This window comes from Enterococcus raffinosus (assembly GCF_019175485.1).
Taxonomy (GTDB): domain Bacteria; phylum Bacillota; class Bacilli; order Lactobacillales; family Enterococcaceae; genus Enterococcus_A; species Enterococcus_A raffinosus.
Genome location: NZ_CP072888.1, coordinates 339317 through 356725, shown reverse-complemented (window position 1 = coordinate 356725; position 17409 = coordinate 339317). Strand labels below are relative to the sequence as shown.

The window sequence follows — 17409 nt, the reverse complement described above, 5'->3', positions numbered from 1 at the left end:
CGTTTATGAGCCACTGGTGGCAAGAAGTCGTTGTTTACCAAATTTATCCACGCAGCTTTCAAGACACAAACGGCGATGGAATCGGAGATCTAAAGGGAATTATTTCACGACTGGATTACCTGCAAAAACTTGGAATTGGGGCCATTTGGCTAAGTCCGGTTTACCAAAGTCCAAATGATGATAACGGCTATGATATTTCAGATTATCAAGCCATCATGCAAGAATTCGGCACGATGGCAGAGATGGAGCAATTAATTCATGAAGCGAAGGAACGCGGCATTCGAATTATCTTAGATTTAGTCGTCAATCACACTAGCGATGAACACCCTTGGTTCATCGAAGCACGAAAATCCAAGGACAATCCTTACCGTGATTTTTATATCTGGCGTGACCCAATCAATAATACTTATCCAAATGATTTGAAGAGTATCTTTAGCGGACCTGCTTGGCAATATGACGAAAAGACGAAACAATATTACCTCCATCTATTCAGCCAAAAGCAGCCCGATCTAAACTGGGAAAACGCTTCTGTTCGGCAAGCTGTATACGACATGATGAACTTTTGGATCGATAAGGGCATTGGTGGTTTTCGGATGGATGTCATTGACTTGATTGGAAAGATTCCGGATAAAAAGATTACTGGTAACGGGCCTAAACTCCATAAATACTTACAGGAAATGAATCACGCGACCTTTGGCAACAAAGAGCTTTTGACTGTTGGCGAAACATGGGGAGCGACGCCTGACATCGCAAAACTTTATTCTGACCCTTCTCGCGAGGAATTATCTATGGTTTTCCAGTTTGAACACATTGGTTTAGATGAAGTAGCGGAACAATCTAAGTGGGTCAGCCGACCGTTACAGATTAAAGAATTAAAAACTGTTTTTTCAAAATGGCAAACTGAATTAGGTGATAACGGTTGGAATTCCCTTTTTTGGAACAATCATGATCTCCCTCGTATTGTTTCTCGTTGGGGAAATGACGAGGACTATCATGAGAAATCAGCAAAGATGCTAGCTATTTTACTCCATTGCATGAAGGGCACACCTTACATTTATCAAGGAGAAGAAATCGGCATGACCAATCATGTAGTTACTGACATTGAAGAAGTCGAGGATATTGAAAGTCGAAATATGTATTTCGAACAGCTCTCAGCAGGACAATCAAAGGAAACCTTATTAAACGCGATCAATCAAAAAGGAAGAGATAACGCGAGAACTCCGATGCAATGGGATACGTCTCCTCAAGCTGGTTTTACAACAGGAACGCCTTGGCTCGCAGTTTCACCAAACTATTCCAAAATCAACGTTACAAAAGCTTTGCATAATCCCCAATCAATTTTTTATACCTATCAAAAATTGATTCAATTACGTAAAGAGCACCCGATTATGGTTTGGGGAGATTATCAGTTACTGCCTGACACAGCGGATGAAGTATACAGCTACCTTCGAATCTACGAAGACAAACGATGGTTGGTCGTCGCGAATTTCTCAAACACCCCTCATTCCTTTACTTTCCCAGAAGGAAACTTAGGAAAAGTGATTATTTCAAACTTAACATCAGATATTCCTCGCGAGCAAACTGTTAAGTTAGCTCCTTGGGATGCTTTTGTAGTAGAGCTAGGAGATTAATAATGAGTAAATGGTGGAAAAATGCTGTAGGATATCAAATCTATCCCCGCAGTTTCATGGATAGCAATGATGATGGAATTGGTGATCTAAAAGGAATCCAGTCAAAACTTCCCTATTTGAAAGAATTAGGGATTGATTTTATTTGGCTCAACCCTATCTATCAAAGCCCCAACATAGATAACGGCTATGACATCTCCGATTATCAAGCAATCAATCCCGAATTTGGTACACTTGAGGACTTGAAGAACTTACTCGAAGCAGCTCATGCGCAAGGGATTCGTCTCATCATGGATTTAGTAGTAAACCACACCAGTGATCAGCATCCTTGGTTCATCGAATCAAGAAAAGACAGAGAAAATCCTTATCGAGATTATTATCTGTGGGCTGATGCAACCCCTGAAAAAATGCCTAATAATTGGCAAAGTTTTTTTGGAGGATCAACTTGGACCTATGACCAGCAAACGAAGCAAGCGTATTTTCATGTTTTCGCAAAAGAACAGCCTGATCTCAACTGGAAAAATCCAGCAGTGCGGGAAGAAATCTATCAAATGATTCGCTGGTGGCTCGATTTTGGTATCGACGGTTTTCGTTTAGATGCGATTAGTCACATTCAAAAAGAACCTTGGGATTTTAAAATTACCGATAATCCATGGGCACCTTTCATGAATGTCGCTGGTATCGAAACATATATGTCTGAATTGCGAGAAATCTTCCGCAGCTACGACATTATGACTGTCGGTGAAGCCAGCGGAGTCAATAGTAAGAAAGCTCCATTTTGGACACATGAAGAAGACGGTTATATCGATATGATCTTTGAATTAGAGCACCAAGTTCGAAGCGGAGAACCTGGGAAAGAGGTGGGCGATCTCTTAGGGTTCAAAAAAGTCTTGTCACGATGGCAAAAAGACCTGCAGCCGATAGGGTGGAATGCACTTTATATCGATAATCATGACAACCCCCGTAGCAATTCCGTTTTTGGAAACGGAACAAGTGAGTCGGCATCCGCACTAGCAACTGCCTATATGCTCTTAAGAGGAACACCCTTTATCTACCAAGGACAAGAATTAGGAATGACCAATTATCCTTTCGAATCGATCGATGAAGTGAACGCGACAGATTCATTGACATCCTATCATGCTTGGCTTGAACAAGGATTGTCGCCTGAGGAAGCTCTACGTTTAACCACTCATTGGACTCGGGATCACTCTCGCACTCCAATGCATTGGAATAACCTCGGCGGTTTTTCTAATAGCCTGCCTTGGATGAAGGTAAATCCTAACACTGACAAAATCAATGTTGCTATGCAGCAAGCGGATCTTTTCTCTCCGCTCAACTACTATAAAAAGTTGATCTCATTGAGAAAATCAATGCCTGTTTTTATTTCTGGAAGTTATCAAATTGAATTGCCAAAACACCCGACAGTCTGGGCTTATACACGCAAAACAGTATCCGATGAAGCCTATGTCATCACTAACTTGAGCGATCAGCCACAATCTGTTACTCTACCAAACCGTTGGATAAATACAGCAACTACGATATTACTGGCAAATTACCCCGACCCATCGTGGAAAAAAACAGTGACATTACGTCCTTTCGAGGCGATAGTGGTAAAAAAAGATGCTTAACCCCATTGAGTTAAGCATCTTTTGATTATTCCACTACTGCGCCTTGAACTTCTAAAATTTTTTCATCGATCAAACGAATCACTTCATCACGAGCTGCCGCATCATCTACAAAGTTCAAACGATCACCGTCAATTTGAATTTTAGGGCTCTCATTGTACTCTTCATACCATTGGTCGTACCGGCTATTTAATTCTTTATAATAATCATAGAGTGTTGGATCAAATTCTAATTGTTCGTACTCTCGTCCACGTTTTTGAATACGTTCCATCATCGTTTCAAAGGAAACTCGAATATGCACTAATAAATCAGGATGTTTTTTGTGAGCGGCGTAAGGCAGCTCTTCCATCATATTCGCTAATAATTCATCGTAGACCTTAACTTCCGTCTCAGTTGCACGACCAAGATCGGCGTTTAAATGAAACAATAATGAATCTTCATAGATCGAACGATCCAAAACATTGTTATCATCCTGCATCGCTTTTTTGATGCTGTCAAAACGTTTATTCAAAAAGTAAATCTGTAGTAAAAATGCATACTGTTCTGGATCAGCATAAAACAGCGGCAATACTTCATTATCATCAATGGATTCATAAAAAGCTTGACTGCCTAAATGCTCTGACAGCATCGCGGTCAAACTTGATTTCCCTGCTCCAATGGTTCCTGCTAATACGATCACGCTCATAAACCTCCAACTCATTTCATACAAAATATAGTGCGTTTTTTTCAACTTATCTAATATACCCCCAATATCTTGTGCCGTCAATTGAAATACTTCTAAAAAAAAGCATTTCCTTCTTCTAAGGAATGTTTAAAAAATCGTTGATTTTCAAAATCTTTTCAAGGGTTTCGTTTACTTGTCGGCTTTCTCTGAGTAAAATGAAAAAGAGAAATAAATAAATAGTCGTTATAAAGAAAAATCAACCCCTGTTTATTCAGGTGGAATACAAAAAAACGTATTGCTTTCACTAGAAAAATAATTGCTTTAAAATCATTAGCAGACAGCAATAAACTGCAGAAATATTTTTTTGGGAATAGTTACTCTAAAACGAAATAGGGGTTTTTTTAATGAAATCGATTGGCACGGGTTATGCCAGTGGGAAAATTATATTAATGGGAGAACACTCGGTTGTCTATGGAGAACCAGCGATTGCTTTTCCCTTTTCAGGAACAGGAATCCAAGCAACGATTCGCGCGAATAAATTAGAATCGTGGATTGAATCCAGTTTCTTTCACGGACCGCTTTCAGAAGCGCCTAATACAATGCGCAATGTTACGGTCTTACTTTGGTATTTGGTAAAGCATTTCAAAATTCCAGAACCATTTTATTTAAAAATAGAAAGTACGATTCCAGCAGAACGCGGAATGGGCTCTAGCGCAGCGGTAGCAGTCGCGATTACTCGTGCTGTCTTTGATTGGATGGAAGAACCAGCCACTCAGGAAAATGTGCTGCATTTCGTAAATCAAGCAGAAGCTGTGGCGCACGGAAATCCTAGCGGGATTGATGCGACCACTATTAGCGGTACTGAACCAATTCTTTATCAGAAAGGGATTGGTTTCCAACCCTTCCAATTGAACATGGATGCCTTTTTAGTAGTGGCCGATACCGGCGTTAAGGGACAGACTCGTAAAGCGGTTAAGGACATTGCTAAACTAATGGAAATGCGTCCTTACGAAACGAATAAGCAAATGCAAACACTGGGTAAATTGACTGCCCAGGCTCAAAAAGCCATTTTACAAAATCGACCACAAATTTTAGGCGATTGTATGAATCAAGCACAAGGTCTATTGCGTTTATTAGGAACGAGCAATCGGCATTTAGATCATTTGATTGAAACGGCATTAGAAAATCACGCTTTAGGCGCGAAGCTAACTGGCGGCGGTCGTGGCGGCTGCATGATTGCTGTAGCTGAAGACGAAACAAGCGGGCGACAATTGCAACAGATTCTATTGGATGCAGGCGCACGAAATACATGGATCGAAGGGTTAGGTGTCTATGCGCATGTTTAATGGAAAAGCTCGGGCTTATACGAATATTGCCTTGATAAAATATTGGGGGAAAGAAAATCAAGAGCTGATCATTCCAATGAATAACAGCTTATCCCTAACATTGGATGCGTTCTATACTGAAACAAGCGTTACTTTTTCAGAAGACGTGTCCGAGGATCTCTTCTATCTAGACAATCAACTGCAGGATTCGAAAGCGACCCTAAAAGTGAGTCGCTTTCTTGATTTAGTGCGAGCTAAAGCAAGCACGAACTTGGCCGCAGTTGTCAAAAGTCAAAACTTTGTCCCTACAGCAGCTGGCTTGGCTTCTTCTGCTAGCGGCTTAGCCGCTTTAGCTGGTGCAGCCAGTGCAGCGCTAAATTTAGACCTGTCACCAGAAGAATTATCCCGTTTGGCTCGACGCGGATCAGGCTCTGCTTGTCGTAGCATTTACGGCGGGTTTGCTGAATGGCAAAAGGGCGACTCCGATGACTCTTCTTTTGCTATCAACATTCCTAGTGACGGCTTTGAAAACGAGCTTAGTATGCTCTTCATAGTGGTTAACGACGCACAAAAAGACATCTCCAGCCGCGACGGTATGCAGCGAACAGTCGAAACCTCTGCTTTCTATAACGGCTGGCTACAGACTGTACCGCAAGATCTTAAGAAAGCACGAAAAGCCATCGAGGATAAAGATTTTACTGCTCTTGGAGAAGTCACTGAAGCCAGTGCCTTAAAAATGCATGGAACGACTTTAGCGGCAACTCCCCCATTTACCTATTGGTCAGCAGAAAGTATGAAGGCGATGAATCTCGTTCGTCAGATCAGAGAAAATGGGCTGGCTTGTTATTTTACGATGGATGCTGGTCCCAATGTCAAAATTCTAGTTGAACGTAAAAATGAAGAAGCATTGTTAGATACCTTAAAAGACCACTTTAACCCACAACAAATCGTTGTTGCTCATGCTGGTTCTGCTATTGAAATCTTGTCAGAGGAGGAGAATTAAATGATCGAAGTGACTGCACCTGGAAAATTATACATCGCCGGTGAATATGCGGTCGTTGAACCGGGACATCCGGCAATCATCGTTGCGATCGATCAATTCATTTCCGTCTCTATTGGTCCAGCTAAAAAAAGCGGCAGTATCCAATCCGCTCAATATAGCGACATGCCGATTCGTTGGACACGACGTAAAAATGAATTAGTCTTAGATATTCGAGACAATCCGTTCCATTATATATTGGCTGCCATTCACTTTACTGAAAAATTCGCTCAAGAAAAAGGTAAGCAGCTAGCCTTCTTCGACCTAAAGGTTACCAGCGAATTAGATAATTCCAATGGACGAAAATACGGTTTAGGCTCCAGCGGCGCTGTAACAGTGGCTACTGTCAAAGCACTGAACGCATTTTACGAACTAAATCTTTCTCAACTTGAATTATTCAAACTGGCTACACTGGCTCACCTGAACGTCCAAGGCAACGGCTCCTGCGGCGATATCGCAGCTAGCTGTTATGGCGGCTGGCTCGCATTTTCAACCTTTGATCATGATTGGGTATTGGAAAAATTAGCTACTGAAAAAATGACTACCTTGATTGAAAGTGATTGGCCAAATCTAAAGATCGAACCCTTGCAAGTTCCCGAAGATTTGCGCTTATTGATTGGCTGGACTGGCAGTCCAGCATCAACTTCAGATTTAGTGGATCAAGTTCATCAATCCCGTGAGGAAAAGAAAAACTCTTATGAGAATTTCTTAAACGAGAGTAAAAACTGCGTAGATCTAATGATCCAAGGCTTCAAACAAAACGATATTGCTTTGATCCAAAAAATGATTCGCAAAAACCGCAGTTTATTAAATCAGCTTACTAGCCTAAGCAACGTATCCATTGAGACCGAAGAATTGAAACGCTTGAATGACCTAGCAGAAAAATATGGCGGCGCCGCAAAATCTTCTGGCGCAGGCGGTGGCGATTGCGGAATCGTGATTGTTGATAAACGTGCCGGTATCTTACCGTTGATGAGTTCGTGGGAAAAAGCGGGCATCACCCCGTTACCTTTACATGTCTACCATCTTACGGAGGATCGTCATGAATCGTAAGGATGAACATGTTTCATTAGCTAGAGCTTTTCATCAGAAACCCAAAGAAAATGATTTCGACGCAATTCGTCTCGTTCATTCTTCTTTGGTCAATACACGTCCAGAAGAAATTGACTTGAGCACAGATATTTTAGGACTAAAGCTCAGTGTCCCCTTCTACATCAATGCCATGACTGGTGGCAGTAAAAAAACAAAAAAAATCAATCATGATTTAGCAATCATTGCTCGAGAAACCGGCCTAATGATGGCTACTGGTTCAGTTAGCGCAGCATTAAAGGACCCTAGTGTTGCCGATTCCTATACCGTAGTTCGGGAAGTAAATCCCAATGGCTTGATCTTAGGGAACATGGGGGCAGGAAGAACCAGTGAAGATGCAAAAAAAATCGTAGATCTGCTACAAGCAGATGGCATGCAGATTCATCTGAATGTACCACAAGAACTTGTCATGCCTGAGGGCGATCGCGATTTTCATGAATGGCAAAAAAATATCGAAGAAACCATCCAGCAATTATCTGTTCCGGTGATTGTGAAGGAGGTCGGCTTCGGTATGAGCAAAGAAACCATCCAGCAGCTGCAATTGCTTGGCGCTCAAGCAGCAGATGTCTCAGGACGCGGTGGCACGAGCTTTTCTCAAATTGAAAATGCTCGTCGGAAAAAACGAGAATTGGACTATTTGGATGATTGGGGTCAATCAACAGTTATCTCACTGCTAGAAGCCCAAACAATCGAGGATATGACCATTTTGGCTTCTGGCGGCATTCGCGACGCGTATGATATTTTTAAAGCACTCTGTTTAGGCGCTAAGGCTGTCGGCATTTCAGCAGCCATCTTAGATCACCTTATAAGTAATGGCATTGACGCGACAATCGAATTGATTGAAGACTGGAAGATACAGTTGCATCGCCTGTACCTTATGACGGATAAAGCCGCAACGACTGATTTGATTCATAACCCTATTATTCTAAGCGGTGCGCCAAAAGAATGGTGCCAAGCTCGAGGAATTGATTATAAAAAATTAGCGGTACGCTGCTAGCCAAAAAAGAGGATGCGATCAAATCATTGCGTCCTCTTCGTCTATAGAAATATTTTTTTGAATCATCGCCTGAACTTCTTCCACTTTCCTATCAAGTAATGCCCGATAAATCTTATTATGCAAACTTGTATTATCCTGATACGCTTCCATTCGCAAGACCTGTTGACTCAAATGTAATTTTATATCAGGAAGTAGCTCATTGTACCACTTGATTAAAAAGGGATTGCGACTCATAGAAACAATTTGTTGATGGAAAGTCAAATCTGCATCAATGTATTCGGAAAATTTCCCCGCTTCCAGCAGCTGATTCCGTTGAAACAACACTTCTTTCAACTCCAGCATTTCCTTATCCGTTTGGTGTTTTGCTGCCATGATAGACGCTTGGGTCTCAATCATAGATCGTGCCTGCAAAAGCTCCTTCGTCGAATACTCACCGATTATGCCATTTTTGATGAAGGTTCCAGAACCTTGCTTCACCTCTAAAATATTACTAAAAGCTAGAATTTTAACCGCTTCACGCAATGTGGAACGACCAACACCAAAAAACTCAGCTAATTCCTTTTCGACGGGTAGTTTATCTCCTATCATCAGCTCTTTTTGCTGAATGTAATTCTCCAGCTGTTGAATCGTTTCGTTCACCAGATTACGATTTTTCGTCATTCTCATAGCCTCTTCCTTGAATTGTCAGTAGTAGTATCCCGCTACACAAAATAATCATACCATATAAGAAGATGTTGAAGGATTTAAAAATATCGACAAAAATCCCTAAAAGAATCGGAATCATTCCACCCACAATATAGCCAAAAGATTGGATCATCCCTGTCCATAAACTTGCCTCTAAAGGATCCTCACTAGCCTGAAGCGGCAACAACATCGCTATAGGAAAATAACCGCCTAGACCAAAACCAATCAGAAAAATGCCGCCAATCAAGAGAAAAAACACATTCATCATCAAGCAGACTATTCCCAAAACGATCATTACGCCACAAAGAATGATCCAATTTCGGCTCTTTCCCCAATGGTCCATCAATACTGGAATGACAAAACTAAAAAGCATTTGCACAATCACAAATAATGTTAAGTATTGACTAGCTGTCTCACGAGAAAAACCTTTTTGAACAAGCAGTTCGACTAACCACGTGCTCATTCCATAAAACATGCCTGATTGTAAGCCAAAAAATAGAACCATCTTCCAAGCTTGCTTATTACTAAGTGGAAACCCCTTTACTTTAGCTACTGAGCTCATCATTTGAACAGACTTCTTTCCCATCATAACGAACCAAATTAATCCCGCTAGAATAGCTAACAGACTCCAAATTCCTAACGCAAAGGGCCAAGTGTTTTTAGCTAACGAAAGACTAAACCTCGATGCCGTAGCCGATCCCACCCCCATACTGATTGAATAAATACCAATTAGCAAGCCTGTTTGTTTTGGAAAAAACTCCTTAATCAAGCTTGAAAGCAAGGGACCGATGATTGCGATTGAAAAGCCAATGACAATAGCAGAAACGACTAAACTTATATAACTTGAAAATATTCCCCGACTGGCGGTTGCTATCGCCAATAAAAATAGACAAGCCAGAATGCTTCGATCACGACCGAATTGTTGCTGCATTCGTTTGACACCAAACGCCATCATGCCCATGCATATTACAGGAATACTTGTTAATAAACTTACTTGAAAATTGTTCAGCTGCAAGTCCTGCTTGATCATTCCAATTAATGGCGGTATGGATGAAATCCCCAATCGAAGATTCAACGCTACGATAAATACCACAAAAATCATTTTTTTATTTTTCATGATGCACTCCTTTCAAATTCATATGATGTATTTTAAAACATCATATCATTTATTGGAGAGCACATCAATTCGTCGTTCTTTATTTGTGTCATCTAATTCAAAAATCAAAAAAAAAAGAAACCCACGAATGGATTTCTTTATCTTCTAAGTAGTCGTTGCAGCCAGTTTTTCTTCTCACCGATCCGAATATTTCCGCTGATTTTTTTTGCATCCAGCATAGATTGAAAATAGATATTGTCTTGCAGTAATAACTGATTAATAATCTGCAAGCGTCTAAAATGCTTTTTCTTGCTCGCATCGAACTCTAGCTCCTCTGGTAAATTCCCAGAAACCTCAAGACGAGCATAATCTCTTTGAACCAGTTTCATCAGTTCGTATTGCTGCGTCAAAAGTCGATTGATTTGCTTGATTTCAGGAGGTGCCACAGAAAATTTTGAATCCGAGGGAGCCAAGCGACTCAACGCGGCAACATAATCTTGCATATCTAACATAAAGATATGATTTGCTTTACTTGCCATTAACTTCTTTTCATTTGTTAAATAATCAATTAATGCACCTAAACGCGCATTTGATTCACTTAGTTCTTTTATCTCTCGCTTCAGCTTCTCCATGCCCTCGAACCCTTCTTCTTATCCTAATTCTAGTCTATCGTTTTTCACAGACTATAACAATCAAAGAGATTCATTTTTCCTAAAAAAATTGAATCTTTTAAATAAAAACAATCGAAATTATTTTTTTCTAAAAAATATATAAATTTCCCATAACTCGCTATTGTCTTTGGGACATCGATCGAAATTATTTAGACAGCTATTCATTTACTATTTGTTTGCCTAAAAGGATAGGAAATGTTCAAAAAAAAAGAACCCTCATAAAGAGGGCTCTTGCTAAGCTCTACGCTTTGTAATCGTAAGCTGTTACGATGATTTCTTTCAGCTCGCTGATTAATGGTTCTTTAGGGTTAGCTGTTGTACATTGGTCTTCGTAAGCTAACTCAGCCATACGATCCACTGTTGTATTCAATGTTTCTTGAGTCACGCCTTGCGCTTTCAAGTTCATATCAATACCACAAGTTGCTCCTAAGTTGTAAACTGCTTCGATTAGTGCTTCCACTAATTCTGCAGTTGTATTGCCTTTAAGTCCTAAGAATTTAGCAATATCAGCATAATCAGTATCCGCACGGAAGTAGTCGTATTTAGGGAACATCGCATGTTTTTGAGGATCTTTGGCATTGTAACGGATGATATGAGGCAATAGAATTGCGTTCGTACGTCCGTGAGGAATACCATATTCTCCACCAATTTTATGGGCAATTGAGTGACAAATTCCTAAGAATGCATTGGCAAACGCCATACCAGCCATCGCTGATGCGTTATGCATTTTTTCACGTGCTTCTGGATCAGCTGTTTTAACAGATTTTTCAAGGTTTTCAAAAACGATCTTGATTGCTTGTAAGCTTAATCCGCGAGTATAGTCAGATGCCATAACAGATACATAAGACTCGATCGCATGTGTCAATACGTCCATACCAGTATCAGCTGTTACTGAAGCAGGTACTGTCATAACAAATTGAGGGTCAACAATCGCTACATCCGGTGTTAACGCGTAATCTGCTAATGGGTATTTCACGTGTGTTTCACTATCTGTAATAACGGCAAATGGTGTTACTTCAGAACCAGTACCAGAAGTTGTCGGGATACATACGAACTGAGTTTTTTCAGGTTTGCCGATATTATAAGTCCGTTTACGAATATCTAAGAATTTTTGTTTCGCGCCGAAGAATGAAGTGTCTGGGTGTTCAAAGAACATCCACATGCCTTTCGCCGCATCCATTGCTGAACCACCACCAAGAGCGATGACTGTATCTGGTTGGAACTCGTTGAACATTTCTAGCCCTTTGTAAACAGTGTTTGTTGAAGGGTTTGGTTCAACATCAGAGAACACTTCGATTTTCACGTCATTTTTACGACGTCCAAGAACTTCGCGAACGATGTCAGCATACCCAAATTGAACCATACCAGGGTCACAAACTAACATAACACGTTCAACATTTTCCATTTGCGTCAAATACAATAGAGAGTTCTTTTCGAAGTAGATTTTTGATGGTAATTTAAACCATTGCATATTATTTCTCCGTTTCGCTATAGTTTTAACATTGATTAAGTTAATAGCAGATACGTTCTTAGATACAGAGTTCTTACCGTATGAACCACAACCAAGAGTCAATGATGGGATCATTTCATTGTAGATGTCACCGATACCGCCTTCAGCAGATGGTGAATTTACTAAGATACGGCAAGCTTTCATACGTAAGCCGAATTTCACTTGTAAATCTTCATCTTCAGTATGGATAACCGCTGTATGTCCTAATCCGCCTAACTCAAGCATGCCTTGGCAAAGATCAAATCCATGTTGGTGATCATTTGCTTTAATCATAGCTAAAACTGGAGAAAGTTTTTCACGAGATAATGGATAATCCGCACCCACGCCATCTAATTCCGCAATCAGGATTTTAGTTCCCGCTGGAACTTTGATTCCTGCGCGTTGCGCGATATCTTCAGCTGAATGACCAACGATTGCAGGATTTACTGCATATTTTCCTTCGTTCATTACAGCGTCTTCTAATCTCTTCAATTCTGCTTTCTTCACTACATATACTTGATGTGCTTGGAATTCAGCTTTTACTTCTTCATAGACTTCTTTGTCAACGATGACCGCTTGTTCAGAAGCACAAATCATTCCGTTATCAAAAGATTTAGAAACGATCAAATCATTTACCGCACGTTTGATTTTTGCAGTTTTTTCAATGTATGAAGGTACGTTACCAGCACCTACACCTAAAGCTGGTTTCCCAGTAGAATATGCTGATTTAACCATGCCAGGTCCGCCAGTCGCAAGGACGATTGCTACACCTGGGTGATTCATTAACATTGAAGTTGCGTCGATCGATGGCTTTTCGATCCATTGGATACAGTTTTCAGGAGCGCCCGCTGCGATTGCAGCATCACGAACGATACGTGCAGCTTCAGCTGAACATTTTTGAGCACTTGGATGGAATGCAAAAACGATTGGATTCCCTGTTTTCAATGCAATCATTGATTTGAAGATTGTAGTAGAAGTTGGGTTCGTGGTAGGTGTTACCCCACAAACAACACCGACAGGTCCGGCAACTTCAATTAACCCTTTTTGTTTGTCTTCACCGATTACGCCAACTGTCTTATCATGTTTGATGCTGTTCCAAATATACTCTGATGCGTACATATTTTTGATTGCCTTATCTTCGACAATCCCACGGCCAGTTTCTTCAACCGCCATTTTTGCCAACATCATGTGTTTGTCTAGTGCAGCCATTGCCATTTCATGAACGATATGGTCAACTTTTTCTTGATCGAAATCTTCCATTTCTTTCAGAGCAACATTTGCTTTTGCCGCTAATTCATCAATCACTTGCTCAACGCTGATCGCGTCTTTTTCCTTTTCAATCGCTTTAGCCATGTGTATCCTCCTAAAAATTTTTGTGTTACTTTTCACATACACATCATACAACACAGCCGATCGTTTGTAAATAGTTTTTGTGATTTTTTTCACACCATTTCGTTTTATTAACAAACTCCCTATTTTAAAGACTTTCGTAACATTTGTTTTTATAGTAACTTTAACTAATTCTTTACTCTTCTAAAGAACTTTTTTCACAAGTGTAATTTACCTGATAATTGCTTTTTCGGATTATACGAAATTAGTGGCTACCCAAATGAATTTCTATTAAGTCTGCATTAACTGGTCCTTTTAGCACTTAATACAAAAACTGACCCTATCAAGAAGATGCAGCCTATAATAGAGAGAAGTTTATTATTAGACATCCCTGTTTTTGGATATTGTTTTTTAGTTGCAGTTGATGCTGATTGGCTTGATTGTTCGCGGCTGCTTTCTTTTGTTGTGTCCATTTCTTTTGAAGCATTCTTTTTCGTAGCTGCTGTCTCGCCTTCCTTGATATTCTCTTTTGTTAAGGAGATTCGCTTATTTTTTTTGGTAAAGGTAAATGTTATCGGCTCATTATTCAATGTATAGCCTTCAGGTGCTCTTATTTCTACTAATGAATAGTTACCTTCTGGCAACGGATGAATGTGCAGCAGGCCATTCTTATCCGTTATTAGCTTCTTACGAAGATACATCTTCTCTCCCTTCTCGTTGCTTAATTCAAATTCTGCACCTGAGAGCTTCTCTCCTGTTACCGAATCGATTTTAGTTAAATTGATACCGTCCTTATTCTCTGAACTAGTGGTTGAAGTAGGGGTAGTAGACTTTTGAGCTGTCATCTTTTCTTTTGTAGAAGGTTTTCCAATTGTTATTTCTGACTGTTCCTTTCGACTCTGAAGAATAGCTGTCGCAGGAACAAAAACTTGATCACTAGAGACCTGTCCTCTTAAGGAAATTTGATTTAAGACAAGAAATTTATTGGTTTGGGTATTTTGAGTTCGAAAATTATATTGATTTCCTTCACCAGCTCCGCCTGTAATTACTGTTTGATACCCTGGAGTAGAAACCTCACGAATTAAATAGCTGTGTCCATCGCTTAACAATGACTTCCAGTCTTTCAAACCCTCGATCCTGTCTAAATACTTTCTCTGAGGAGACTTATTTTTATAGAAGGAAACTTTGACTACTTCCCCTTTTTTTACTATCTTTTTTTCAGTAATCCCATAAGCAACTGCTTTAACAGGTTCTGCTTGATCCACGATCACATATTCGAAATGTTGAAATTCAGGCAAGTCACCAATTCCTGTTACTTGGGCTTCTACTTGGATTGGACTAGCCTTTGAAGTTACTGAATCGATAATTGTCAATTTGTGATTTGTCAGCGAATCATTGCCTCCTAGATTAATACTATTGCCTGCTTTTACAGCTTTCACTTTAATTGTTAGTGGAATATTTATCAGCTCTTTTTGACTTGCTCCTAGGTCATTAAGTCTTACAGTAAAACGATTATTTCTTAGAAAAGCCTGACCAATCGTCTCTTTGGTGACAGAATTAGTCAAATCCAATGTCGGCTCCTCTATATAAGTATGGAGAAACCGTTCATCGGGTAACGTAAAAGCAAATGTATCTCCCGCTTCCACTTCTTTCATGTTTTCTGTACTAATGGTCCATAAGTAGCTCAATTGGACAATCTCGTCTACTTGAACTTTATTCGCTTCAGAAACTTGAATCCCGTTCTCTTTGGATACTTCTACCCCAAGAACCTCTACCTTGTCTGTAACATCTTTCGCCGCGCTTGTAACCACAGGAGAAAACACACTAGTCATTGTCATACTCAGCCCCAATAACAAAAGAAGGACAAGGATAGATACACCATTTCTTTCTCTCATTCTTTTCCCCTCCACTATCGTTTTATTCCACTAAACAAAAGAACACGTGCGTCATAACTATTTCCTAGTACTGATTCCTCTACTGGCAAAGTACCTCTCTTTTTTTATTTTCTCAGATTATCATCAGCAAAAGAGATGGTTTTAAAATCTTATATTCCTTATTTTTAACAGCTGATAAGTAATCTGGTTTTTGCGAGGAAACAAAAAAAAGGTGCGTATAATTACGCACCTTAACGATTATAATAGTAAGAACAATAATAAATCTTACTTATCTTCTGTTTTATCTTCAGGTTTTTCTTCCACGACAGTTTCAGTAGGCTCTGTTGTTTCTGGTTCAACAACTTCCGTTTCAACAGGGGCTGCCGCTGGACGGACACCAGACTTCACCGTTCTGATTGAAGAACGATCAAATACTAGATAAATTCCTTCACAGTCTAACGTAACTGTTTTATCGTTGTTGTTGATCTCAGAGATCACACCATGAAGTCCGCCAATAGTAACTACGCTATCTCCGACCTTCATTGCATCTAATAAACTTTGACGTTCTTGCTGTTGTTTCTTTTGAGAACGGTTCATCATAAAGAACATTCCCAGCATTAATACTAGCAAGATAATCATTGAAAAGTTTCCCATTTTAAATTTCCCCTCGCATTCTTAGTAAATCCACTTTTAACTGTAACAAAGTTTCCAGCGTTACACTAGCCTTTTTAATCAGACTTTAGAAACTTTTTGCGTTTTGCTTGTTAAAACCATATTCTTCAAAGAAGGCTTGACGAAATTCTAATAAGTTGTCATCCATAATTGCTTGACGAACTTGCTTCATCAAGTTGATCAAGAAATACAAATTGTGATAAGAAGTCAGGCGAATCCCAAAGGTTTCATCACAGTGGATCAAATGACGAATATATGCACGTGTATAATTACGACAAGTATAGCAATCACACTTTTCATCTAGAGGACGGAAATCATGAGCGTACTTCGCATTTTTAACGACTAATCGACCAGCAGACGTCATACAGGTACCATTACGTGCTATACGTGTTGGCAGCACGCAGTCAAACATGTCAACACCGCGTATGACACCATCTATTAATGAATCGGCTGCGCCAACTCCCATAAGATATCGAGGTTTGTTTTCTGGAATTAACGGTGTAGTAAATTCTAATACTCGGTTCATTTCTTCCTTTGGCTCACCAACAGAAAGCCCGCCGATAGAATAGCCAGGAAAATCCATACTTACAAGATCTTTCGCGCTTTGACGTCGTAGATCCTCAAAGCCAGCCCCTTGAATAATCCCGAATAGGCCTTGAGTCGCTGGATTCGCATGTGCTTTTAGGCCGCGTTCAGCCCAGCGAGACGTACGTTCAACAGATTTTTTGACATAATCATAGCTTTCATCAAATGGTGGACACTCATCAAAGCTCATCATAATATCTGAGCCTAATTTATTTTGAATATCGATCGCTTTTTCTGGTGATAAGAACATCTTCGAACCATTTAAATGATTTTTAAAATGAACTCCTTCTTCGACGATATTGCGCATATCAGCCAGTGAAAAGACTTGGAAACCGCCAGAATCGGTTAAGATTGGCTGATCCCAATTCATAAATTTGTGCAGGCCGCCTGCTTCAGCGACCAAATCTTCTCCTGGACGCAGCCAAAGGTGGTAGGTATTACTTAAGATAATGCCGGCACCCATCTCCTTCAATTCTTCTGGTGACATTGTTTTTACTGTAGCAAGCGTCCCTACGGGCATAAACATAGGGGTCGGGAAAGTACCGTGAGGCGTAATGATCTCGCCCAAGCGTGCGCCTGTATGTTTTTCTTTCTTTATTAAACGATAAGAAATGGCAGGTTCAGTCATTTAATTTCCTACTT

Annotated in this window: 14 protein-coding genes; 6 read left to right on the top strand and 8 right to left on the bottom strand. The window is 40.1% G+C overall.

The window, feature by feature from the left end; genetic code table 11:
• Positions 1-5 precede the first annotated feature (5 nt).
• On the top strand, positions 6-1631 hold the full coding sequence (locus J9537_RS01865; RefSeq protein WP_218256510.1) for a glycoside hydrolase family 13 protein: 1626 nt from the start codon (positions 6-8) through the stop codon (positions 1629-1631).
• 2 nt (positions 1632-1633) lie between these two features.
• A complete protein-coding gene (locus J9537_RS01860) occupies positions 1634-3256 on the top strand; it encodes a glycoside hydrolase family 13 protein (protein WP_218256509.1) in 1623 nt (540 codons plus the stop codon).
• Between the two features lie 25 nt (positions 3257-3281).
• On the opposite strand, the gene J9537_RS01855 is transcribed toward J9537_RS01860, so the two are convergent.
• Positions 3282-3938 carry a deoxynucleoside kinase gene (locus tag J9537_RS01855; protein WP_028020537.1) on the bottom strand — a complete coding sequence of 219 codons (657 nt, stop codon included), beginning with the start codon at positions 3936-3938 and terminating at the stop codon, positions 3282-3284.
• A 383-nt stretch (positions 3939-4321) separates the two neighbouring features.
• Between J9537_RS01855 and mvk the strand changes: the two genes are divergently transcribed.
• From mvk to fni, 4 genes are read left to right on the top strand one after another with little or no spacing between them, the layout of a single operon-like run.
• A complete protein-coding gene (gene mvk, locus J9537_RS01850; RefSeq protein WP_218256508.1) occupies positions 4322-5263 on the top strand; it encodes a mevalonate kinase in 942 nt (313 codons plus the stop codon).
• Positions 5256-6245, top strand: a complete 990-nt coding sequence (mvaD, locus tag J9537_RS01845; protein WP_218256507.1) for a diphosphomevalonate decarboxylase — start codon at positions 5256-5258, stop codon at positions 6243-6245. Before mvk ends, mvaD begins: the two co-directional genes overlap by 8 nt.
• The gene (locus J9537_RS01840) at positions 6246-7334 is read left to right on the top strand and encodes a phosphomevalonate kinase (protein WP_218256506.1); all 1089 of its coding nucleotides are present in this window, start codon (positions 6246-6248) and stop codon (positions 7332-7334) included.
• Complete coding sequence (gene fni / locus J9537_RS01835; protein ID WP_218256505.1) at positions 7324-8367, top strand: type 2 isopentenyl-diphosphate Delta-isomerase; 1044 nt, start codon at positions 7324-7326, stop codon at positions 8365-8367. The genes J9537_RS01840 and fni overlap by 11 nt, the downstream gene beginning before the upstream one ends.
• A gap of 18 nt (positions 8368-8385) precedes the next feature.
• On the opposite strand, the gene J9537_RS01830 is transcribed toward fni, so the two are convergent.
• The 7 genes from J9537_RS01830 to tgt form a co-directional block, all read right to left on the bottom strand.
• Complete coding sequence (locus J9537_RS01830; RefSeq protein WP_218256504.1) at positions 8386-9027, bottom strand: FadR/GntR family transcriptional regulator; 642 nt, start codon at positions 9025-9027, stop codon at positions 8386-8388.
• On the bottom strand, positions 9011-10168 hold the full coding sequence (locus tag J9537_RS01825) for an MFS transporter (protein ID WP_218256503.1): 1158 nt from the start codon (positions 10166-10168) through the stop codon (positions 9011-9013). Before J9537_RS01825 ends, J9537_RS01830 begins: the two co-directional genes overlap by 17 nt.
• Positions 10169-10305: 137 nt before the next feature.
• On the bottom strand, positions 10306-10779 hold the full coding sequence (locus J9537_RS01820; RefSeq protein ID WP_010747138.1) for a hypothetical protein: 474 nt from the start codon (positions 10777-10779) through the stop codon (positions 10306-10308).
• A gap of 280 nt (positions 10780-11059) precedes the next feature.
• Positions 11060-13660, bottom strand: a complete 2601-nt coding sequence (adhE, locus tag J9537_RS01815; RefSeq protein WP_218256502.1) for a bifunctional acetaldehyde-CoA/alcohol dehydrogenase — start codon at positions 13658-13660, stop codon at positions 11060-11062.
• A gap of 278 nt (positions 13661-13938) precedes the next feature.
• On the bottom strand, positions 13939-15531 hold the full coding sequence (locus J9537_RS01810) for a SpaA isopeptide-forming pilin-related protein (RefSeq protein WP_218257306.1): 1593 nt from the start codon (positions 15529-15531) through the stop codon (positions 13939-13941).
• A 264-nt stretch (positions 15532-15795) separates the two neighbouring features.
• A complete protein-coding gene (gene yajC, locus J9537_RS01805) occupies positions 15796-16164 on the bottom strand; it encodes a preprotein translocase subunit YajC (protein WP_245001275.1) in 369 nt (122 codons plus the stop codon).
• Between the two features lie 85 nt (positions 16165-16249).
• Positions 16250-17395, bottom strand: coding sequence for a tRNA guanosine(34) transglycosylase Tgt (gene tgt / locus J9537_RS01800; protein ID WP_010747142.1), 1146 nt, complete (start codon positions 17393-17395; stop codon positions 16250-16252).
• Positions 17396-17409 lie beyond the last annotated feature (14 nt).